This window comes from Enterobacter sp. BNK-8 (assembly GCF_048685095.1).
GTDB classification, from domain to species: Bacteria; Pseudomonadota; Gammaproteobacteria; order Enterobacterales; family Enterobacteriaceae; genus Enterobacter; species Enterobacter quasiroggenkampii.
Genome location: NZ_JBLQTN010000001.1, coordinates 1,863,970 through 1,882,917 on the forward strand (window position 1 = coordinate 1,863,970; position 18,948 = coordinate 1,882,917).

Here is an 18,948-nt window from a genome sequence, read left to right on the forward strand (position 1 = left end):
GAAATCAACATATGATGAATATTATGCATCCGATACTGAGACGGCTTGATTTAAACCTGCTGCCCGTTTTCGACGCGATATACCGCCACCGTTCCGTTCGGCTGGCCGCTGACGAGCTGGCGATGAGCACATCCGCGCTCAGCCATGCGCTGTCGCGCCTGCGCGCCACCCTGAATGACCCGCTGTTTTTTCGTGAAGGGCATCGCATGTCCCCCAGCGTGTATGCTTCTCAGCTCGCGCCTTCGATTGCTTCCGCACTGTCGTTCCTGAATCATGAGCTGACCCCGCAGCCGGAGTTTGATGCAGCCAGCACTACGGAGAGCCTGCAGATTGCGATAACGGACTTTACCGCGCTTTGCATTTTTCCGGCTCTGATGCACAGGCTGCAGCTTACAGCCCCGGGTTTACGCTTTGAATTGCGCTATCTGCCGCACAGCCCGGCGCTGACGGAACTGCTGGCGGGCGAGGTGGATCTGGCGCTGGGCTTCAGCACGCCGGAGGATATCCGTCATCCGGAACTGGAAGAGATCGGCTGGTTTGAAGATGAGTATGTGGTCATCAGCAACGCAAGCCGGACCCGGCTGACGCTGGAGGATTATCTCGCGGCACGGCACCTGGTGGTGACGCCGTGGAATGAGAAGCAGGGCGTTCTGGACGTGCGGCTTGAGCAATTGGGCTATACCCGACAAATCGCGATCAAAACGCCGTCGATGCTCAGCGCACCGTTTATCGTAGCGGAAAGTGACCTGCTGATGGCGATCCCCCGCTATGCCGCTGAGAAGCTGATTAAGACAGCGGATCTCCGGATTTTTGCGTTACCGTTTCCGATACGCACGTTTGAAGTGAAAATTTACTCGCATAAACGCAGCGGCCAGCGGGGCGCGACCCGCTGGCTGAAGGAGGAACTGCAGATGATGGCGCAGGCTGTCAGGGGACGGTAGGCTATTTGTTAACGGACAGCCCAGCCCGCGCTTTAATATTGAGCAGAGCGAGTCTGTCCATAGAAGCTTAGGTCCTGAAGATTTTATTCATCCAGTAACGGTTTTCGATTATCTTTCGCTGGCTCTGGCTTGAGTTTTTCAACGGGAATACTACACATGCTTTCCGCTATTGTCCCAAAAAGAGAGTCTTTCGGATAACTTTCCCATTGTCCCACATCCTGTGTCACATGTACGACATCGCCTTCCGCGAACGGTTTCGAAAAATAGGTTCGCGCCATAACGGCACGCTGGTTTTTGTCGCAGTTAATCACGTCGATTGCCCGTGAGCTCGCTATGTAGACGGGAGGATTTTTTATAATGAGTGTCTTCTCGGCGTAGTTATTGATGAAATAAAAGCGGCGTAAGTGATCGTTACCCTGATAAGTTGAAATCACCCGAAAATCGATATACGAAGCAATTCTTTTATCTTCAAGGATTTTTATGACGCCTGCCGGTGGCTTGGGGGTAGACTGGGGCTGGGGTTTACTTGTCCCGGTACAACCTGTCAGCATAAGTAATACCAGCCATGTTAGCTTTTTCATTTCGCATCCCCTGCGGATAAATCAGGCCGTAATGTCGTCAGCATGTCAGGCGTTACATTTCCCTGAACGGTACAGAGCAATAATGTCCCGTCTTTGCTTTTGCTGAGCATTAACAGCTTTTCGGTACTTTCTTTTGCCGGAGCAATACCTGTCACCGCCTGCGCGTTGTCTTCCCACTCACTGTTTGGGTTGATTTTAATCATCGTCTGAGAAACATAATCTTCTCCCGCCTTTTTCCAGGACAAATGATCAAGTCTGGACATCACTTCTTCTTGTGACTCTTTGAAAATGAGTCCCCAGTAATAGTACTTACCGTAATTGATTTCATCGAGATTGCTGGTTTGCAGGTAATATCCCGATACCGTCAGATTTAATTCATGCAGCGGTTGAGCAAACCAGATGGTGCGATTGCCGTCTTCAGGGGCTTTGAACCAGGCCTGCGAATGCTTGTTGAGCGTTAAGGGGGCTACGCGGCTGAGTTTGGCTCGCTGATGATAAATCTCGTTGAAAAAGGTTGAGTCGCAGCGGGTCAACGTTTGTGTCAACGTGCTGGCGTGCACCGCGGGTGTGGCTACAGCCATACCTGCTATGAGCCCAATGGAGGAGATGAGTTTACGCATGTAATATCCCTATATTAAAAAAAGACCCTATTTTTATCGGCTTATCAGGATGAGACTTTACGCTTTTTTATTTTGCTTCGTTGTCTGGCGTATTCAATGCCTCCCCCGAGTTTTGTACAAAACCTCAACCCTCTAATCTTTAGGTTTACACAGCGGTAACAAAATAGGTACCATACCCCCCTATAGTATCAGGAGGGCGTATGCCGCATTCACCCGAAGATAAAAAACGTATTCTTACCCGCGTCCGTCGCATTCGGGGTCAGGTTGATGCCCTTGAACGCGCGCTGGAGTCGGGCGACCCCTGCCTGGCCATCCTGCAGCAAATTGCCGCCGTGCGCGGGGCTGCCAATGGCCTGATGGGCGAAATGGTTGAAATTCACCTCAAAGATGAGCTGGTAGCGGGGGACACCACGCCGGATCAGCGAGCCGTACGCATGGCGGAAGTCGGCCATTTACTGCGCTCTTATCTAAAATAAATCCACATACCTGACAAAAAAGGGAAGGCATATGAAATCTCGCGCTGCAGTTGCATTTGGCCCCGGCCAGCCGCTCAAAATCGTTGAAATTGACGTGGCACCGCCGAAGAAAGGCGAAGTGCTGATCAAAATCACCCATACCGGCGTGTGCCATACCGATGCGTTTACGCTCTCGGGCGATGACCCGGAAGGCGTCTTCCCGGCAGTGCTCGGTCATGAAGGCGGCGGGATTGTGGTGGAAGTGGGCGAAGGCGTGACCAGCCTGAAGCCGGGCGATCACGTGATCCCGCTGTACACCGCGGAATGCGGCGAATGCAAGTTCTGTAAATCCGGCAAAACTAACCTCTGCCAGGCGGTTCGAGCCACCCAGGGGAAAGGGCTGATGCCGGACGGGACGACCCGTTTCTCTTACAACGGCGAGCCGGTTTATCACTACATGGGCACCAGCACCTTCAGCGAATACACCGTTTGCGCGGAGATCTCGCTGGCGAAGGTGAACCCGCAGGCGCCGCTGGACAAAGTCTGCCTGCTGGGCTGCGGCGTGACCACCGGTATTGGCGCGGTGCATAACACGGCAAAAGTCAAAGAGGGCGATACCGTGGCGGTGTTCGGTCTCGGCGGCATTGGTCTGGCGGTGATTCAGGGCGCGGTGCAGGCGAAGGCCGGTCGTATCATCGCGGTCGACACTAACCCGGAGAAATTCAGGCTGGCGGGTGAAATGGGCGCGACCGATTTCGTGAACCCGAAAGATCACGAGAAGCCGATTCAGGACGTTATTGTTGAGATGACCGACGGCGGCGTGGACTTCAGCTTTGAGTGTATCGGCAACGTGAACGTGATGCGTTCAGCACTGGAGTGCTGCCACAAAGGCTGGGGCGAGAGCATCATCATTGGCGTGGCCGGTGCGGGTCAGGAGATTAAAACCCGTCCATTCCAGCTGGTCACCGGGCGCGTATGGCGCGGTTCCGCGTTTGGCGGCGTGAAGGGGCGTACCCAGCTTCCGGGTATGGTTGAAGATGCCATGGTCGGCAAGATTCAGCTCGATCCGTTCATTACCCATCGCTTACCGCTGGAGCAGATCAACGAGGCGTTTGATCTGATGCACGAAGGAAAATCCATCCGTACCGTTATCCATTTCGGCGACAAGTAACTCTTCTGCCAGCGGTTTTTCGCCGCTGGCGTTTCTTTAATAATCTTCTCTAAAGTGTGACCAGTGCGGCGTTTTTAGCCGTAATCTAAATCTCTGCCGTGCCGATGACTATTTAACAGGCGTGTTTTTACGCATCTTACCTACAAGAGAGTCGACGGTCATGGACAACACTACTTCGATGCTGGCGCAGCGCAAGCTGAGCTTCTTGCATCACATCAGGCTGGTTCCGCTGTTTTCCTCCATTCTCGGTGGCATTATTCTTCTGTTTGCCTTGAGCTCGGGTCTTGCGGGTTATTTCCTGCTGCAGGCCGATAACGATCAGCAGGATGTCACAGCTGAAATTCAGGTGCGTATGGGGCTGTCGAACAGCTCAAACCATCTGCGAACCGCGCGTATCAATCTGATCCACGCCGGTGCGGCAAGCCGTATCGCGGAGATGGACGCCATGAAGCAGAACATCAGCGAGGCGGAAACACGCATTAAGCAGTCCCAGGAGAGCTTTACCGCCTACATGAATCGTGCCGTGCGCACCGCCGAGGGCGCAGCGCTGGACGCGGATCTCAAGGCGCGTTACGACGCCTATATCGCTGGCATGCAGCCGATGGTGAAATTCGCCAAAAACGGCATGTTCGAAGCGATCATCAATCACGAAAACGAAACGGCGCGTCCGCTGGATGACGCTTATAACGCCGTACTGCTGAAGGCGATTAAGATCCGTACCGACCGCGCCAATGCGCTCACGGCGCAGGCGCACAGCCGCACGCAGCTGGGCCTGATGTTTATGGTGGGCGCGTTTGCGCTGGCGCTGGTGCTGACGGCAATGACCTTTGTCGTGCTGCGCCGCACGGTAATCAATCCGCTGCAGCGGGCAGCGAAACGTATCGAAAATATCGCTAAGGGCGACCTGACGATGCCGGACGACGTGGCGGGGCGCAGCGAAATTGGTCGCCTGACGCGCGATCTGCAAACCATGCAGCACTCGCTTGAAAACACCGTGGGCACCGTACGTCAGGGGGCAGAGGAAATCTACCGTGGCACCAGCGAAATTTCAGCCGGTAACACCGATCTCTCTTCCCGCACCGAGCAGCAGGCTGCCGCCATCGAGCAAACCGCCGCGAGCATGGAACAGCTGACCGCGACGGTGAAGCAGAACGCCGATAACGCCCATCATGCCAGCAAGCTGGCGGAAGATGCTTCCGGCAAAGCCACCCGCGGCGGCCAGATGGTCTCCGGCGTGGTGAAAACAATGGGCAATATCTCCAGTAGCTCGAAGAAGATCTCTGAAATCACCGCCGTGATTAACAGCATTGCCTTCCAGACCAATATCCTGGCGCTTAACGCGGCGGTAGAAGCGGCCCGTGCGGGTGAACAAGGGCGCGGATTTGCCGTGGTGGCAAGTGAAGTGCGCACCCTGGCAAGCCGCAGTGCGAATGCCGCAAAAGAGATCGAAAGCCTGATCAACGAATCGGTATCGCTGATCGACCAGGGCTCCGGCGAGGTTGTGGCCGCCGGTAACACCATGAATGAGATTGTCGACGCGGTGAAACGCGTTACCGACATCATGCTGGAGATCGCCGCGGCGTCTGATGAGCAGAGCCGCGGTATTGTGCAGGTGAGCCAGGCGATTTCTGAGATGGATAAAGTGACCCAGCAGAACGCCTCGCTGGTGGAAGAAGCCTCCGCGGCGGCGGCGTCTCTGGAAGAACAGGGCGCGCGTCTGACCGAGGCGGTTGGCGCGTTTCGGTTGAATAGCGCAAAGCAGGGCCGCGTGGTGACGGCTGCGCCGGTGGCGCAGAACGTACCGTTACGCCCGGCGGCGACGGTTTCCGGGGATAACTGGGAGACGTTCTGAGTGGCGTGTTGCGTCGGGTGGCGCTTCGCTTACCCGACCTACAAAAACTGACCTAAAAAAAAGGGACCTTTCGGTCCCTTTTTCACATCTTATTTCTTATCAGGTAATGCGTACGCGATAACGTAATCACCGCGGTCCGGCGACTGGCGGGCGCCACCGGCGTTAATGATGATGTACTGCTTACCGGTTTTCGGCGACACGTAGGTCATCGGGCCGGACTGGCTGCCAACCGGCAGGCGGTCTTTCCAGATCTCTTTCCCGGTGGCGGTATCAAACGCGCGCAGGTAGAAATCCTGGGTACCGGCAAAGAACAGCAGACCGGACTGGGTAGAGAGCGACGCGCCCAGGGTCGGCATACCGATTGGGATTGGCATGTGCATGCGAATGCCCAGCGGGCCGGTATCTTCCACCGTGCCGACAGGAACCTGCCACACCAACTTGCCGGTTTTCAGGTCAACGGCTGACATGGTGCCAAACGGCGGCTTCTGGCACGGAATGCCCAGCGGTGACAGGAAGCGTTCACGCATCGCGCCGAACGGCGTGCCGTCCATTGGAACAATCCCCATCTCGATGCCGCTGGCATTTTTCGCCACGTTCGCGCGCGGCACCATATAGTTCGCCAGACCCAGGCGCATATCGTTGACGAACATCAGGCTGTTGTTCGGGTCAACGGAGACGCTGCCCCAGTTCATCCCGCCGAGTGAGCCAGGGAACTGCAGGGAACGATCGAGACCCGGAGGGGTAAAGACGCCCTGATGACGCATCTCTTTAAACTGAATGCGGCACAGCAGCAGGTCGACTGGCGTCGCGCCCCACATGTCGGACTCGGTCAGCTTCTGGTTGCCAATCATCGGCATGCCAACGGAGTACGGCTGGGTTGGGGAGTAGCGTTCACCTTCAACGTTACCCGCCGGGACAGGGCGTTCCTCTACCTTCGCCACCGGCTTGCCGGTTTCGCGGTTAAGCATGAAGATCATGCCCTGCTTGCTGGTCTGCACCAGCACCGGCGTGGTGCCGCCCTTACCGTCAGGTAGATCGTACAGCAGCGGCTGGGAAGGCAGGTCGAAGTCCCACAGGTCGTGGTGGGTGGTCTGGAAATGCCAGCGGACCTGACCGGTGGCCGCGTCGACGGCGACGATGGAGGAACTGTACTTATCGTCCAGCGCGGTACGCTCGCCCGCCCAGAAGTCTGGCGTGGCGTTGCCGGTTGGCAGGTAGATCAGGTTCAGTTTGGCGTCGTAAGACATCGCAGACCAGACGTTCGGCGTACCGCGGGTGTAGGTCTGGCCTTCTGGCGGCAGGCCGGTCAGGTTCGGATTACCCGGATCCCACGCCCAGGCCAGTTTACCGGTGTGAACGTCGTAGGCGCGCACCACGCCCGGCGGTTCACCGGTAGAGTAGTTATCCGCGACGCGACCGCCGACGACGACAACGTTCCCGGCAACCAGCGGCGTGGAGGTTTGCTGATAATATCCGGGCTTGATCTCGCCCATGCCGACGCTCAGATCCACGATGCCATGGTCGCCAAAGTCGTCGCAGACCTTGCCGTTATCCGCGTTGATGGCAATCAGACGGGCATCGGTGGTGGGCAGGAACAGGCGGCGAGGGCATGCCGCTGGCGATGTTCCGGTCTGTGACGCCGTCACGTTTGCATGATCTTCAAAGTAGCCCAGACCGCGGCAGCGCTGCCAGTTCGGCGCGGTCGCTTTCGAATCATAACGCCATTTTTCTTTACCGGAATCCACGTCCAGCGCCAGCACTTTACTGTACGGCGTACAGACATACAGCGTGTCGCCAATCTGCAGAGGCGTGTTCTGATCTTCCGCACCCGAGCCGTTGCTCTGCGGAATATCGCCGGTGTGCGCAACCCACGCGACTTTCAGCGAGCTGACGTTTTGCTTGTTAATCTGGTCCAGCGCGGCGAAACGGTCGCCGTGGGTGGTGTTGCCCCAGTGTTCCCAGTTCTTTTGCTGCTCGCCGGGTGCAACGGGTTTCACCGGAACGGGCTCGTTCGCTGCAACGAGGGTTTGCGGCTTAAACATCCAGCCCAGGCTGACCAGCATGGCCACCGCCAGCAGGGCCGCGACGCCAAAGGCGGGCGCCTTGTTCGGGGCAGTGTGGTTTGCTGCGCGCAGGAAGGGCCAGACGATGGCGCATAGGAACGCCAGCACGGCAAAGGTAAACAGGCGGGAGAAGAGCGGCCAGAAATCCCAGCCTGCATCGCTTACCGCCCAGAACAGCGAGGCAATAAACGCGATGCCGTAAAGCAGGATCCCGCTGGTGCGGTTGAGGAAAATCAGGATCGCGGCAATCACCATTACCACGCCCATTATCAGGAAGTAACTACTTCCGCCTACGGTGGCGAGCTTTAAGCCCAACCCGCCGACGGCCAGACCGATGAGCATCATCAGTCCGGCAAGAAGCCACTGCAGAATACGAGGTATCCCGCGCGGCGCGCTGCCAAATGCCATTTCTGTCTCCTTAGATCCCCCGCCGTGTCGGGTATGTACCAGTTGGGTAATAAATGCGGTGGGATTGATGGTTAATACCGGTGAATTCGTTTCTGTCAAATAATTTGCGAACCATTTGGTGAATTCGCCGCTATGATAAAACTGTTAAATTGTTTTACGCAATTGTTAATGATTTATTCCGCATTATTTGATTAACGCACAGGACAGCCCCCTCGCCCCTGAGGGGAGAGGGTTAGGGGGAGGGGCAAAAAGGTTTTAAACCGGCATTGATTTGCGGATGGCGCTCAGCAGCGTCTGCGCGCCTGTGGAAAGCGGAGTATCTACCCGGGTCAAAATACCAATAGGTTCACCAGCGCCGGGGGCCGTTACCGGGAGAGCGGTCAGCGTGCCCTGGCGCAAATCATCTTTTACCGCCCCGGAGGGAACGAACCAGACGTAGTCATAGTCGAGCGTGAGCTGGCGTGAAAGCGAGGCCGACAGCGTTTCGATGCACCCTGAGGGCAGCGTACACCCCTGCATTTGAAGCAAGGTTTCGGCGGTCTGACGTGGGACGGTCCCTTTCGGGCACACCACCACCGGCCACTCCATCACGCGGCTTAACGTCACCGTGTCCTGCAGCAGAGGGTGATCGGGACGAACCACCAGCTTCAGGGATTCCAGGAACAGCAGTTCGTAATTGAGACCCCCCATCAGTTCAGGATCGGACATGCGGCCGATACCGATATCCAGCTCGCCCGATTTCAGCCCCGCGAGCAGCATGGTGTTATTCATGGTGGCAACCTGGATCGTGGTATGCCGTTGCTGCTTGTGGAACTGGCCAATCACCGGCGGAAGAATGCCCAGCGCGGCGGTAGGCAGGGCCCCGACGCGGACGACCTCGCTGCTGTGCTCTTCTTTTCGATGCAGGGACTGGCCTGCGGTATTGAGCGCATCCAGCACCTTAACGGCGTGCGTAAGGAACTGTTCGCCCACGATGGTAAGCTGCGCGCCCAGCCGACCGCGGTCAAAAAGACGGGCGCCGGTCAGCTGTTCCAGCTCGTTGAGGGTTTTCGAGAGCGCAGGCTGGCTCAGGTTAAGAGTTTCAGCCGCACGCCCCAGCGTTCCCTGTTGAGCGACGGCCACAAATGTATGCAAATGGCGCAAGCGTATGCGCTGACTGAACAGACCATTTTTTTCCATAGGCGATGTTAAAAACAGAGCGATGCGGGTGACAAGTTAAGTTGTTTAATTTTGATAACCTGATAGCAAAATATTTTTAACATTTGATCTGTTTGAGTTACAACATGTTTTTCGGCAGGGGAATAAGAGCGAACATCCTTGTTCATTTATTGCTCATTGCTGAGGGGAAAGGGTTATGCGGTTAGATTACCCCGTCACCGCCGTCAGAACACCACACCTGGCCGGACGTAAATGAACATTCATCCGAGGCCAGCGTGACGTACAGCGGGGCAATCTCGACGGGCTGACCCGGACGTCCCAGCGGCGTATCTCCGCCAAACTCCTTCACTTTTTCCATCGGCTGGCCGCCGCTGGACTGAAGCACCGTCCAGTAAGGCCCGGGAGCGACCGCGTTGACGCGAATGCCTTTCGGACCCAGCTGCTTGGCTAAGGATTTGGTAAATACCGCCAGACAGGCTTTCGTCTGGGCGTAGTCCAGCAGCACCGGGCTGGGCTTCACCGCCTGGACGGAGGAGGTATTAATGATCACGGACGAGGCTTTCAGGTGCCGCAGAGCCGCCTTCGTGATCCAGAAAGGCGCGTACACGTTAGTTTTAAACGTCGCGTCAAAATCTTCGGTGGTCAGCTCTTCAAGCGATTCACGGAACTGCTGGCGACCGGCGTTGTTGATCAGAATATCCAGCCCGCCCAGCTTCGAGACGGCTTCTTCGACCAGATTCTGGCAGAAGGTTTCGTCCCGGACGTCCCCCGGTAGCGCGACGGCATTCCGCCCTTCGGCTTTGATCAGGTCGATAACCTCAGCGGCGTCTTTTTCCTCTTCAGGCAGATAGTTAATGGCCACGTCCGCGCCTTCGCGGGCATAGGCGATGGCTACAGCGCGACCAATACCCGAGTCACCGCCGGTGATCAGCGCTTTTTTGCCCGCCAGGCGGCCGTGCCCTTTATAGCTGGTTTCCCCGTGGTCGGGTACGGGTTGCATTTCGGATGCCAGTCCCGGTGGCGTTTGTGGCTGTTCCGGGAACGGGGGCTGCGGGTAAGCGTTCGTACGTTGTTTAGTATCACTCATAGCTGACTCCTTAAGCCAAGGGGTGAGATTTGATGGATAACTGCAGCGTTAACGCTTCGCTGAATTATTTCTGCAAACGATCAACACGGACGACGGCAGGGGATGATTTTTTATCAAGCGAACCGTTGATACTGATCATCTGGTCGGGTTTTACCGTTCTGCCGTCGAAGACTGCCTGGGGAATAATAACGTCGATTTTTCCGGTTTTATCCTGAAATACAAACTTATCGCCGCTACCATCAATAAGATTACCGCGTAATGAAATGGTCGCACCGTCGTGCAGTTGTTTTGCCTGATCGATGGTCATAATACGCGCATCATCGGTTCCGCGATATCCGCTATCCAGCGCATGGGGTGGCGGCGGAGCTTCACCTTTTTGTAACCCGCCGTTATTATCTGCGAAGGCGGCCGGAACCAGAAATATCATAAAAGCGGAAATAAGAGATAATTTCATCGGATATCCTTCATTTTGGGTGTCTTGACTTATTAAGTATTGTTGCTATTTCTTTATGTGGCAAATGTGATAAGTCCTAAAAACATTCGCGTGAAAAATCAAACTTATCGGATAATAAGCGAAACGGTGACGATGACCATGAAGCGTGAAAATGAAAAGTTGCCCGGGATAGATGAGAGTTATCGCTTGCTGACGTTTGAATACGCGTTTCGTCAGGTGGGTTTTATTGTTCTGTTGGCTATTATCATCGCAGCCATTGCCGGTCTGTTTTCAAGCGGGTGGGTCAGCGATACGGTTAAAACCAATTCCGCTAAATCACTGACCATAAGCTATGAACGGTTTGGCCGCCGGGAGACGGAGACGCGAATGGAGCTGGGGTTCCCGGTGCGAACAGAGGGAAAGTATGTTCTCAGTATGGCCAGCGAGGGCAGCGATGTTTACGAGCCTGGCAGCGTCTGGCCGCAGCCGGACAGCATGTTCAGCCGTGGCAAGACCCTCTATTTTGTCTATAACAACCTGAAAAAGTCAGACCGCTTCGCGGTGTTACTCTTCACCACGCCTTCGAGAGCCGGTAAATGGAACACGACCGTTCGTGTAAACAACGAGCCGGAGATAACCCTCTGGCAATTTATTTACCCCTAGGAGGCTGATATGGATATGGTCTTTCGTGCGCTGGCGATTTATCTGTTCCTCGTGGTGGTATTTAAAGTGGCCGGGCGGCGTGCGCTGCTACAGATGACCAGCTTCGATCTCATTCTGCTCCTGATAATTAGTGAAGCTACGCAGCAGGCGCTTCTCGGACAAGATTTTTCCGTCACCGGTGCGATGATTACGATTACCACCCTGGTGGTAGTGGATATTATTTTTGGCCTTATGAAGAAGTATTTTTCCCCGGTGGAGAATATTCTTGACGGCACTCCTGTGATTCTGGTGGAAAACGGCGTACCCCTGGCGGATAAACTCAAAAAAGTCGATGTCTCTTGCGATGATATTCTGGTGTCAGCGCGTCAAAATAATGGTATTACCGAAATAAGCCAAATTAAATATGCCATACTTGAGCGCAATGGACATATTTCAATCATTCCTTTTGAGAAATAAGAGGCGAAAAGATGAGCAATCTTTTTCACGACAACAATTATACCGTGGGTGAACTGACGAAAAAACTGGCGAGCAAACTAACCGATCTCGGGCTTCGCTTAACCACGGCGGAATCCTGCACCGGCGGAAAACTATCGGTAGCACTTTGCGCCGAAGAGAACACGGCCGATTTTTATGATGTTGGCCTGGTCGTATTCAGCGACGAAGCCAAAGGGCGGATCCTCGGCGTTCGTCCTGAGACGCTCGCGCGCTATACCGCCGTCAGTGAGCAGACGGTGACCGAGATGGCCGCCAGCATCCGCGACATCGCCCAGGCGGATATCAGTATCGCCATCAGCGGCTATGCTGGCCCGGAAGGGGGCGACGATGGCACGGCGGCGGGGACGGTCTGCTTTGCGTGGAACATCCAGGGCGAGACGCAAACCCGCACCGTGCTTTTCTCCGGCGACTGTCAGGACGTGGTGAAAAAAGCGGTGCATTTTTCGCTGGCCGAGCTGGTGACAGCATTGTCGGACGGGCATAACGGTTGATTTCGCGTGGAGGTTCTATGGCTGTCATAGTAATTACCGGTGGGACGGCGGGCGTGGGAAAAGCCACGGCGCTGCACTTTGCAAAAGCAGGTTACGATGTCGGCCTCATCGCCCGCGATGAGGCAAGCCTGCACTCCACCCAGGAAGAGTTGCGCCGCTTCGGCGTAAATGCACACGCCGTGCAGGCTGACGTCGCCGACAGTCAGGCGGTGGTGGACGCGGCTAACGACATTGAGTATCGCCTCGGCGCGATTGATGTCTGGGTTAACAATGCCATGGGGGCTGTGCTGGCGCCGTTTCGCACCCTTACGCCGGACGAGTTTCGTCGCGTGACTGAGGTGACGTACCTCGGCTACGTGAACGGTACCCGCGCGGCGCTCGAGCTTATGGTTCCGCGCGACAGGGGCGTGATTATCCAGGTAGGGTCCGCGCTGGCCTACCGTTCCATTCCCCTGCAGTCCGCCTACTGCGGGGCCAAAGCGGCGATCCGCGGGTTTACCGACGCGGTACGTACCGAGTTGATGCATGAGAACAGCCGGGTTCAGCTTTCGATGGTGCAGATGCCGGGGCTTAACACGCCGCAGTTTGAATGGGCAAGGAACAAGTTCGCGTGGGCGATGCGCCCGGTACCGCCGGTGTTCGAGCCTGAAGTCGCCGCCAGCGCCATCTTCAGGGTGGCGCAAAAGCCGGTGCGTGAGCTGTGGGTAGGCAGCAGCACCATCCAGTCGATTGTCGGGCAGTTCCTCTTCCCGGGGTTTCTGGACCGGCTGATGGTGAAGAAAGCCTGGGAAGGTCAGATGACGGACGATCTGAACGCGCCGGACCGCCGGGATTATCTCGACCAGCCGGTTAACGACCTGCACAGAATCCATGGCCGTTTCACTGACGAAGCGAAAACCCGCGCGACGTCCGTGACCTCCGGTATGCCGGGCAAAGTGGCGTTAGGGGGGCTGGCGTTGGCGGGGATTGTATTAACGCGTTTGCTCACCCGCCGGAAACCGTAATCAGCGCAGCGCGCTGCGGTGCGTCCAGAACCAGCGATAGCCGTAGCCGCCAAGGCTGAGCTCGACGGTTTTACCGCAAACCAGCGCGTCATCGTAGCGTTTGTCCGCAAGACAGGCGGTCCAGGTGGCGTTGCGGATCCCCTTGACGGTGAACCGTACCGGCTGGTCGCTGAAGTTAACAAAGGTCAGGATGCTGCGTTCTTCGGTCTCGTAATAGATCCCCAGCACCGCGTCACTATCGATCGTGAGGAGCCGAAAGGGCGCAACGGCGATTTCGGGGAACTCCGAGCGGGTATTGGTGATATCAATGATCCGGTGCAGAAGCGAGTTGCGGTGGAGCAGCGAATCGGCGACGTTGATTTTCTGATAGCGATAAGGGCCGCGGTCGATAATCGGCGCGATAAATTTTTCCGGGTCGGCTGCCGAAAAACCGCCGCCTTGCGATCCCGCCCACTGCATCGGCGTGCGGACGGCGTAGCGCTCCTCCAGTTCGAGGTCATCCCCCATGCCGATCTCATCGCCATAGCGCATCACCGGAACGCCAGGCAGGGAAAAAAGTACCGCGTGGCAGAACGCCAGCCGCTTCAGATCGCCGTTGAGCATCGGGGCCAGGCGACGGCGGATCCCGCGCTGGTAGACGTTCATCTCGTCGTCAGGGGCGAAGGTATCGAGGACAAACTGTTTGTCTTTCTGGCTGATGCCCTCCAGATCCAGTTCGTCGTGATTGCGCAGCCAGTTGGCAAAACAGCATGAATCGGGCGGGACGATCATCTTCTTCACCGCGTTGCGCAGCGGGCGGGCGCTTTTTCGGGCCAGGCTGACGTAAAAATACTTGTTGAGCCAGAAATTGAGCACCAGATTCAGGCGGTCATTATTGCCAAAGTAGTCCTGATAGGCCTCCACCTCGACGTCCACTTCACCCAGCAGGATCGCCTCCGGATTATGCTCCTCAATAAGACGGCGCATATGCTCGAGGATCCACAGACCCTTTTTTTCATCACCATTTCCCGCCTGCGTGGTCAGGTGCGAGGCGGCATCCAGGCGGAACCCCGATACGCCCAGCTTGAGCCAGAAGAGGATGATGTTCTCAATCTCTTTTAGCACCGCGGGTGAGGTCAGGTTCAGGTCCGGTTCGTGGCGATAGAACATGTGCCGGTAGTATTGTCCCGCCTCGTCGTCCCAGCTCCAGATGCTCTCCTCCACGCCGGGAAACATCGGGGGCGTATCGTCCTCGTCAGTATCTGACCAGAGGTAGTAATCCCGGTAGGGTGACGCCGGGTTACGGCGGGCCTGCTGGAACCAGGGGTGCGCGTCGGAGGTGTGCTGGATCAGCAGCTCAATAATGACCTGCATGCCCAGCTCGCGGGCCTGTTCGATAAGGGCGATGATATCGGCCAGTTTTCCGAAGCGGGGGTCCACCTGGAGATGGTCGCTGACGTCATAGCCTTCATCGAGAAAGGGCGTGAGGTAAAACGGGGTGATCCAGATAACCGTCGCCCCCATCCGGCGAATGTAGCGCAGCTTGGCCGCTATCCCGGCGATGTCCCCGCAGCCATCGCCGTTCAAATCATAAAAGAGCGCGGTATCAATCTGGTAAATAATGGCCCGTGTATGCCAGTCCGTCATAGCGTTCCTCAGTGATAGCCTTCAGTATCCGAGACCTTGCCCCGGAAAACGTAGTAGCTCCAGGCGGTGTACACCAAGATCACTGGAATAATCAGTAACGTCCCAACCAGCATAAACAGCTGGCTGGCAGGCGGGGCTGCGGCCTCCCACAGGGTGATGCGTGGCGGAATAATATTTGGCCAGAGGCTGATGCCCAGCCCGCTAAACCCGAGGAAAATCAGCCCCAACGTCAGCAGGAAAGGGCGAGAGTGGCTGTCCGGATTGCGGGTCAGGCGCCAGATCAGCACGCTGAAGATACCGACCAGCAGAGGAACCGGCAGGAACCAGAAGAAGTTGGGCAGGGTAAACCAGCGGTCGGCGACGTACTGCCAACCGAGCGGCGTCCAGACGCTGACTACCGCGATAACCACCATTAGCGCCAGCAGCACGTGGCGGGTCAGCTCGCGCATGCGTTGTTGCAGCGCGCCTTCGCTTTTCATAATGAGCCAGGTGGTGCCCAGCAGCGTGTAGGCGACGACCAGACCGATGCCGCAGAAAAGGTTAAAGGGGGTGAGCCAGTCCAGCGCCGAGCCGACAAAGCGTCGGCCCTCCACGTCAAAGCCGTTGATCACCGCCCCCACCACCACGCCCTGGCTAAAGGTGGCGAGCAGGGAGCCGCCGGCAAAGGAGTAGTCCCAGAACCGGCGGTGTGAGGGGGTGGCTTTGAAGCGGAACTCAAAGGCGACGCCGCGAAAAATGAGACCGATCAGCATTGCGCTGAGGGGGATCGTCAGCGCATCAATAATCACCGCGTAGGCCAGCGGAAACGCACCGAACAGCCCCGCACCGCCGAGCACCAGCCAGGTCTCGTTGCCGTCCCAGACGGGCGCTACGCTGTTGACCATCACATCGCGCTCTTTCGCATCGCCCACGAAGTTAAACAGCAGGCCAATGCCCAGATCGAAGCCATCCATAATGATGTACATCAGCGTGGCAAACACGATAATGGCAAACCAAATCACTGAGATATCGACGCCCATCAGATTCTCTCCTCTTCCGGAACAGACTCAGCGGCAGACAGCGGACGGGCAGGCGTGCCCGAGGTGTTTGACGTCAGCGTATCGACGGGCTGAGGTCCTTTCTTAATCAGCCGGATGAGATAAACATAGCCCACGCCAAACACGGATGAGTAGACGACGAAGAACGCCAGCAGGCTGATGCTCATCTGTAGGGTACTGTGCAGCGATACCGCGTCGATGGTGCGCAGGTAGCCATAGACGACCCACGGCTGACGGCCCACTTCGGTTGTCACCCAGCCGGCAAGCAGCGCCAGCAGCCCGGCAGGCCCCATGCAGAGGGCAAACCACTGGAACGGACGTGAGTGGTAAAGTCGATGGCGATAGCGTAGCCAGAGGCTGACCAGACCAAGGGTAATCATCAGCAGTCCCATCCCGACCATCACGCGGAACGACCAGAAAACGATGGTCGAGTTTGGGCGATCCTCTTTCGGGAAGTCTTTCAGCGCCGGGACCTGCTTGTCCAGACTGTGCGTCAGGATCAGGCTGCCGAGCGCGGGGATTTCCAGGCCGTATTTGGTGCGCTCTTCCTCCATATCCGGCAGACCAAACAGCAGCAGCGGGGTGGCTTCACCGGGGGGATTTTCCCAGTGACCCTCAATCGCGGCAATTTTTGCCGGCTGATGTTCAAGCGTGTTAAGGCCGTGCATATCGCCCACTACCGCCTGAATGGGCGCGACCAGCAGCGCCATCCACATCGCCATCGAAAACATGGTGCGAACGGCGGGCGTATCGTTACCGCGCAGCAGATGCCATGCCCCCGATGCTCCGACAAACAGCGCGCTGCTCAGAAACGCGGCGATAGCCATATGAATAAGACGGTAAGGGAAGGAGGGGTTAAAGACGATGGCCAGCCAGTCCTGCGGGATCACCTGGCCGTTCTCGATAGTAAAACCCTGTGGCGTGTGCATCCAGCTGTTAGAGGCGAGTATCCAGAAGGTCGACATCAGCGTGCCGAGCGCCACCATGCAGGTCGAAAAGAAGTGCAGCCCCGGGCCGACCTTGTTCCAGCCGAACATCATAACGCCAAGGAATCCGGCCTCCAGGAAGAAGGCGGTTAACACCTCATAGGTCAGAAGCGGGCCGGTAATGCTGCCCGCGAACTGGGAGAACCCGCTCCAGTTGGTGCCAAACTGGTACGCCATCACCAGCCCGGAAACGACGCCCATGCCGAAGTTAACGGCAAATATCTTGAGCCAGAAGTGGTACAACGATCGCCAGACGTCGTTTTTGGTGCGCAGCCACATGCCCTCCAGCACCACCAGGTAGCTGGCGAGACCGATGGTGATCGCGGGAAACAGGATGTGGAACGAGACGGTAAAAGCGAACTGAATTCTGGCCAGATGAAACGCATCGAGTTCGAACATGGTCCGTACCTCTGAGACGATGGGGCACGCGAATTGCCGGGCAGTTCAGGCCTGCCCGGCAAACCGATTACGGTTTAGTCTTTCCGGCACCCAGCTCGGCACCGGTCAGCGGGTCGGAATGTGGATCGGATTTCGTGCGGGCAGACATCGCCTTGACCAGGGTTGCCTGCTCGGTTGTGAGCGTGACGCTGGCACTGCCATCGCCGCCATCCACCGCAGGCTGGGGGGACTCAACGTAATCGAAGTGTTTATCGCTGTTCCAGCTTCCGCGAACCTCTCCACCTTCAGACATATTGTAGTACTTGTTGGTGAATTCCTCGATTGGCGGCAGTTTTCCCGGCGGGAAATTATTACGGATGGACTGCAGCGCCTTCTCAAAGGAGAGCTGATGCGCCGCCTCACGCGTCATCAGAAACGCCAGGGCATCTTTAACGCCGGGATCGTCAGTCACGTTGATCAGCCGTTCATAGATGATTTTGGCTCTGGCCTCGGCCGCCACGTTTGAGCGCAGGTCCGCCGTCGGCTCGCCAATGGTGTCGACGTAGGCCGCCGTCCACGGCACGCCCGCCGAGTTGGTGAGCGGGGTACCGCCGCCGTAGAGCAGGGAGGTGATGTGGCTGTCATTGCCGTTTTCGGTCATGGAGCGATACAGCTCGGCCTCATTTTCCACCCCTTCCGCCAGCGCGCCCTTGGCACCTTTATTCAGCATACCGACCAGGGTACCGATGATTTCGAGGTGGCTTAACTCCTCGGTCGCGATATCCATCAGCATATCCTTGCGGCCCGGATCGTCATCGCTCAACCCTTGCGTAAAGTAGCGGCAGGCGGCGGCCAGTTCACCCTGCGGTCCGCCAAATTGTTCCAGTAAAAGGTTGGCCAGGCCGGGATTCGGTTCGGCGACGCGAACCGTGTATTGCAGCTGTTTGACGTGTCGAAACATAGGCACTCTCCTGTGGATTATTTTTTCGCTTCGACACCCGATGCGTCTGAGCGCAGCAGGAACTGTTCCGTCGTTTGCGGGATATGGCGAATCAGCCAGTCGGCCATTTCGCGCTCTTCTGCGAGGATCGTCTCAATAGCGGGTATCGAAGCGGTGTCCCCGGCTTTTTTGGCCGCTGCCAGCAGGGAGGTATAGCAGGCGATTTCAAACTGTTCGAAGACATAGCCGCTGATCGAGCCCTTCACGATTTCGTCTGAAGGGAACATGCCGCCGATGGATTGCCCCAGCGCCGCCATTTTGCTCATCGAGTCTTTTAAGACCGAACGAGAAATATCATTACGGTCGAGGATTTCCTCCAGCAATGTGATTTGCCGTTTTGTCTCATTAATATGCTGTTCAATTCTGGCGCGAACATCAGGATAATTATCGATACGGCTGGCCATGGATTCCAGCATAGATTCGGCTTGCTTTTCCATTGCATGGGCATCGCGTAGCCAGTCATGGTAGTGTTCTACGTGATTCATCATTGTATCCTCAT

The 18,948-nt window shown here is 56.7% G+C and carries 19 protein-coding genes; 8 read left to right on the forward strand and 11 right to left on the reverse strand.

Annotated elements, in window-relative coordinates:
* The first annotated feature begins 11 nt into the window (after positions 1 to 11).
* The gene (locus ACMGGU_RS08965) at positions 12 to 941 is read left to right on the forward strand and encodes a LysR family transcriptional regulator (RefSeq protein ID WP_420300448.1); all 930 of its coding nucleotides are present in this window, start codon (positions 12 to 14) and stop codon (positions 939 to 941) included.
* A gap of 83 nt (positions 942 to 1,024) precedes the next feature.
* Here the strand turns inward: ACMGGU_RS08965 and ACMGGU_RS08970 are convergent, their stop codons facing one another.
* Together ACMGGU_RS08970 and ACMGGU_RS08975 are read right to left on the reverse strand one after the other, a co-directional pair.
* The gene (locus ACMGGU_RS08970) at positions 1,025 to 1,522 is read right to left on the reverse strand and encodes a surface-adhesin E family protein (protein ID WP_420300449.1); all 498 of its coding nucleotides are present in this window, start codon (positions 1,520 to 1,522) and stop codon (positions 1,025 to 1,027) included.
* Entirely contained in the window at positions 1,519 to 2,142 is a 624-nt protein-coding gene (locus tag ACMGGU_RS08975) for a hypothetical protein (RefSeq protein WP_420300450.1), read from the reverse strand. Before ACMGGU_RS08975 ends, ACMGGU_RS08970 begins: the two co-directional genes overlap by 4 nt.
* A 200-nt stretch (positions 2,143 to 2,342) precedes the next feature.
* Here ACMGGU_RS08975 and ACMGGU_RS08980 point away from each other — a divergent pair, with 200 nt between their 5' ends.
* From ACMGGU_RS08980 to ACMGGU_RS08990, 3 genes are all read left to right on the forward strand, one after another.
* Complete coding sequence (locus ACMGGU_RS08980; RefSeq protein WP_008502288.1) at positions 2,343 to 2,618, forward strand: metal/formaldehyde-sensitive transcriptional repressor; 276 nt, start codon at positions 2,343 to 2,345, stop codon at positions 2,616 to 2,618.
* A 31-nt stretch (positions 2,619 to 2,649) separates the two neighbouring features.
* The gene (locus ACMGGU_RS08985; protein WP_021242543.1) at positions 2,650 to 3,768 is read left to right on the forward strand and encodes an S-(hydroxymethyl)glutathione dehydrogenase/class III alcohol dehydrogenase; all 1,119 of its coding nucleotides are present in this window, start codon (positions 2,650 to 2,652) and stop codon (positions 3,766 to 3,768) included.
* Between the two features lie 160 nt (positions 3,769 to 3,928).
* Positions 3,929 to 5,620 carry a methyl-accepting chemotaxis protein gene (locus tag ACMGGU_RS08990; RefSeq protein WP_061715184.1) on the forward strand — a complete coding sequence of 564 codons (1,692 nt, stop codon included), beginning with the start codon at positions 3,929 to 3,931 and terminating at the stop codon, positions 5,618 to 5,620.
* Between the two features lie 89 nt (positions 5,621 to 5,709).
* On the opposite strand, the gene ACMGGU_RS08995 is transcribed toward ACMGGU_RS08990, so the two are convergent.
* The 4 genes from ACMGGU_RS08995 to ACMGGU_RS09010 form a co-directional block, all read right to left on the reverse strand.
* Positions 5,710 to 8,091 carry a glucose/quinate/shikimate family membrane-bound PQQ-dependent dehydrogenase gene (locus ACMGGU_RS08995; RefSeq protein WP_420300451.1) on the reverse strand — a complete coding sequence of 794 codons (2,382 nt, stop codon included), beginning with the start codon at positions 8,089 to 8,091 and terminating at the stop codon, positions 5,710 to 5,712.
* Between the two features lie 255 nt (positions 8,092 to 8,346).
* On the reverse strand, positions 8,347 to 9,270 hold the full coding sequence (locus tag ACMGGU_RS09000) for a LysR substrate-binding domain-containing protein (protein ID WP_045910501.1): 924 nt from the start codon (positions 9,268 to 9,270) through the stop codon (positions 8,347 to 8,349).
* Positions 9,271 to 9,451: 181 nt separating this feature from the next.
* The gene (locus ACMGGU_RS09005; protein WP_045910502.1) at positions 9,452 to 10,336 is read right to left on the reverse strand and encodes an SDR family oxidoreductase; all 885 of its coding nucleotides are present in this window, start codon (positions 10,334 to 10,336) and stop codon (positions 9,452 to 9,454) included.
* Positions 10,337 to 10,400: 64 nt separating this feature from the next.
* Positions 10,401 to 10,790 (reverse strand): YdeI family stress tolerance OB fold protein, encoded by a 390-nt coding sequence (locus tag ACMGGU_RS09010; protein ID WP_045910503.1) that lies wholly within the window; start codon positions 10,788 to 10,790, stop codon positions 10,401 to 10,403.
* A gap of 138 nt (positions 10,791 to 10,928) precedes the next feature.
* Between ACMGGU_RS09010 and ACMGGU_RS09015 the strand changes: the two genes are divergently transcribed.
* Genes ACMGGU_RS09015 through ACMGGU_RS09030 form a run of 4 tightly spaced genes read left to right on the forward strand, consistent with a single transcriptional unit; the run spans position 10,929 to position 13,422 of the window.
* Positions 10,929 to 11,432 (forward strand): hypothetical protein, encoded by a 504-nt coding sequence (locus tag ACMGGU_RS09015; RefSeq protein ID WP_420300452.1) that lies wholly within the window; start codon positions 10,929 to 10,931, stop codon positions 11,430 to 11,432.
* A gap of 9 nt (positions 11,433 to 11,441) precedes the next feature.
* Positions 11,442 to 11,888 (forward strand): DUF421 domain-containing protein, encoded by a 447-nt coding sequence (locus tag ACMGGU_RS09020; RefSeq protein ID WP_008502280.1) that lies wholly within the window; start codon positions 11,442 to 11,444, stop codon positions 11,886 to 11,888.
* Positions 11,889 to 11,899: 11 nt separating this feature from the next.
* Positions 11,900 to 12,418 carry a 2-oxo-tetronate isomerase gene (locus tag ACMGGU_RS09025; protein WP_420300453.1) on the forward strand — a complete coding sequence of 173 codons (519 nt, stop codon included), beginning with the start codon at positions 11,900 to 11,902 and terminating at the stop codon, positions 12,416 to 12,418.
* Between the two features lie 17 nt (positions 12,419 to 12,435).
* Complete coding sequence (locus ACMGGU_RS09030) at positions 12,436 to 13,422, forward strand: SDR family oxidoreductase (protein WP_196364597.1); 987 nt, start codon at positions 12,436 to 12,438, stop codon at positions 13,420 to 13,422.
* Here the strand turns inward: ACMGGU_RS09030 and ACMGGU_RS09035 are convergent, their stop codons facing one another.
* The 5 genes from ACMGGU_RS09035 to ACMGGU_RS09055 form a co-directional block, all read right to left on the reverse strand.
* The gene (locus tag ACMGGU_RS09035; protein WP_395299265.1) at positions 13,423 to 15,048 is read right to left on the reverse strand and encodes an alpha-amylase family protein; all 1,626 of its coding nucleotides are present in this window, start codon (positions 15,046 to 15,048) and stop codon (positions 13,423 to 13,425) included. It lies immediately after the preceding gene.
* A gap of 8 nt (positions 15,049 to 15,056) precedes the next feature.
* Positions 15,057 to 16,067 carry a cytochrome d ubiquinol oxidase subunit II gene (gene cydB, locus ACMGGU_RS09040; protein ID WP_420300454.1) on the reverse strand — a complete coding sequence of 337 codons (1,011 nt, stop codon included), beginning with the start codon at positions 16,065 to 16,067 and terminating at the stop codon, positions 15,057 to 15,059.
* A complete protein-coding gene (locus ACMGGU_RS09045) occupies positions 16,067 to 17,470 on the reverse strand; it encodes a cytochrome ubiquinol oxidase subunit I (RefSeq protein WP_045910508.1) in 1,404 nt (467 codons plus the stop codon). Before ACMGGU_RS09045 ends, cydB begins: the two co-directional genes overlap by 1 nt.
* A 67-nt stretch (positions 17,471 to 17,537) precedes the next feature.
* Positions 17,538 to 18,410 carry a manganese catalase family protein gene (locus ACMGGU_RS09050; RefSeq protein ID WP_008502274.1) on the reverse strand — a complete coding sequence of 291 codons (873 nt, stop codon included), beginning with the start codon at positions 18,408 to 18,410 and terminating at the stop codon, positions 17,538 to 17,540.
* A gap of 17 nt (positions 18,411 to 18,427) precedes the next feature.
* Positions 18,428 to 18,934, reverse strand: a complete 507-nt coding sequence (locus ACMGGU_RS09055; protein ID WP_014883791.1) for a ferritin-like domain-containing protein — start codon at positions 18,932 to 18,934, stop codon at positions 18,428 to 18,430.
* Between the last annotated feature and the right edge of the window lie 14 nt (positions 18,935 to 18,948).

Coding starts and splice junctions, on each gene's coding strand:
- ACMGGU_RS09015 (WP_420300452.1), top strand. CDS start 10,929: ATGAAGCGTGAAAATGAAAAGTTGCCCGGGATAGATGAGAGTTATCGC.
- ACMGGU_RS08985 (WP_021242543.1), top strand. CDS start 2,650: ATGAAATCTCGCGCTGCAGTTGCATTTGGCCCCGGCCAGCCGCTCAAA.
- ACMGGU_RS09055 (WP_014883791.1), bottom strand. CDS start 18,934: ATGAATCACGTAGAACACTACCATGACTGGCTACGCGATGCCCATGCA.
- ACMGGU_RS09045 (WP_045910508.1), bottom strand. CDS start 17,470: ATGTTCGAACTCGATGCGTTTCATCTGGCCAGAATTCAGTTCGCTTTT.
- ACMGGU_RS09025 (WP_420300453.1), top strand. CDS start 11,900: ATGAGCAATCTTTTTCACGACAACAATTATACCGTGGGTGAACTGACG.
- ACMGGU_RS09020 (WP_008502280.1), top strand. CDS start 11,442: ATGGATATGGTCTTTCGTGCGCTGGCGATTTATCTGTTCCTCGTGGTG.
- cydB (WP_420300454.1), bottom strand. CDS start 16,067: ATGGGCGTCGATATCTCAGTGATTTGGTTTGCCATTATCGTGTTTGCC.
- ACMGGU_RS09005 (WP_045910502.1), bottom strand. CDS start 10,336: ATGAGTGATACTAAACAACGTACGAACGCTTACCCGCAGCCCCCGTTC.
- ACMGGU_RS08995 (WP_420300451.1), bottom strand. CDS start 8,091: ATGGCATTTGGCAGCGCGCCGCGCGGGATACCTCGTATTCTGCAGTGG.
- ACMGGU_RS09035 (WP_395299265.1), bottom strand. CDS start 15,048: ATGACGGACTGGCATACACGGGCCATTATTTACCAGATTGATACCGCG.
- ACMGGU_RS08975 (WP_420300450.1), bottom strand. CDS start 2,142: ATGCGTAAACTCATCTCCTCCATTGGGCTCATAGCAGGTATGGCTGTA.
- ACMGGU_RS09010 (WP_045910503.1), bottom strand. CDS start 10,790: ATGAAATTATCTCTTATTTCCGCTTTTATGATATTTCTGGTTCCGGCC.
- ACMGGU_RS09030 (WP_196364597.1), top strand. CDS start 12,436: ATGGCTGTCATAGTAATTACCGGTGGGACGGCGGGCGTGGGAAAAGCC.
- ACMGGU_RS09050 (WP_008502274.1), bottom strand. CDS start 18,410: ATGTTTCGACACGTCAAACAGCTGCAATACACGGTTCGCGTCGCCGAA.
- ACMGGU_RS08980 (WP_008502288.1), top strand. CDS start 2,343: ATGCCGCATTCACCCGAAGATAAAAAACGTATTCTTACCCGCGTCCGT.
- ACMGGU_RS08990 (WP_061715184.1), top strand. CDS start 3,929: ATGGACAACACTACTTCGATGCTGGCGCAGCGCAAGCTGAGCTTCTTG.
- ACMGGU_RS09000 (WP_045910501.1), bottom strand. CDS start 9,270: ATGGAAAAAAATGGTCTGTTCAGTCAGCGCATACGCTTGCGCCATTTG.
- ACMGGU_RS08970 (WP_420300449.1), bottom strand. CDS start 1,522: ATGAAAAAGCTAACATGGCTGGTATTACTTATGCTGACAGGTTGTACC.
- ACMGGU_RS08965 (WP_420300448.1), top strand. CDS start 12: ATGATGAATATTATGCATCCGATACTGAGACGGCTTGATTTAAACCTG.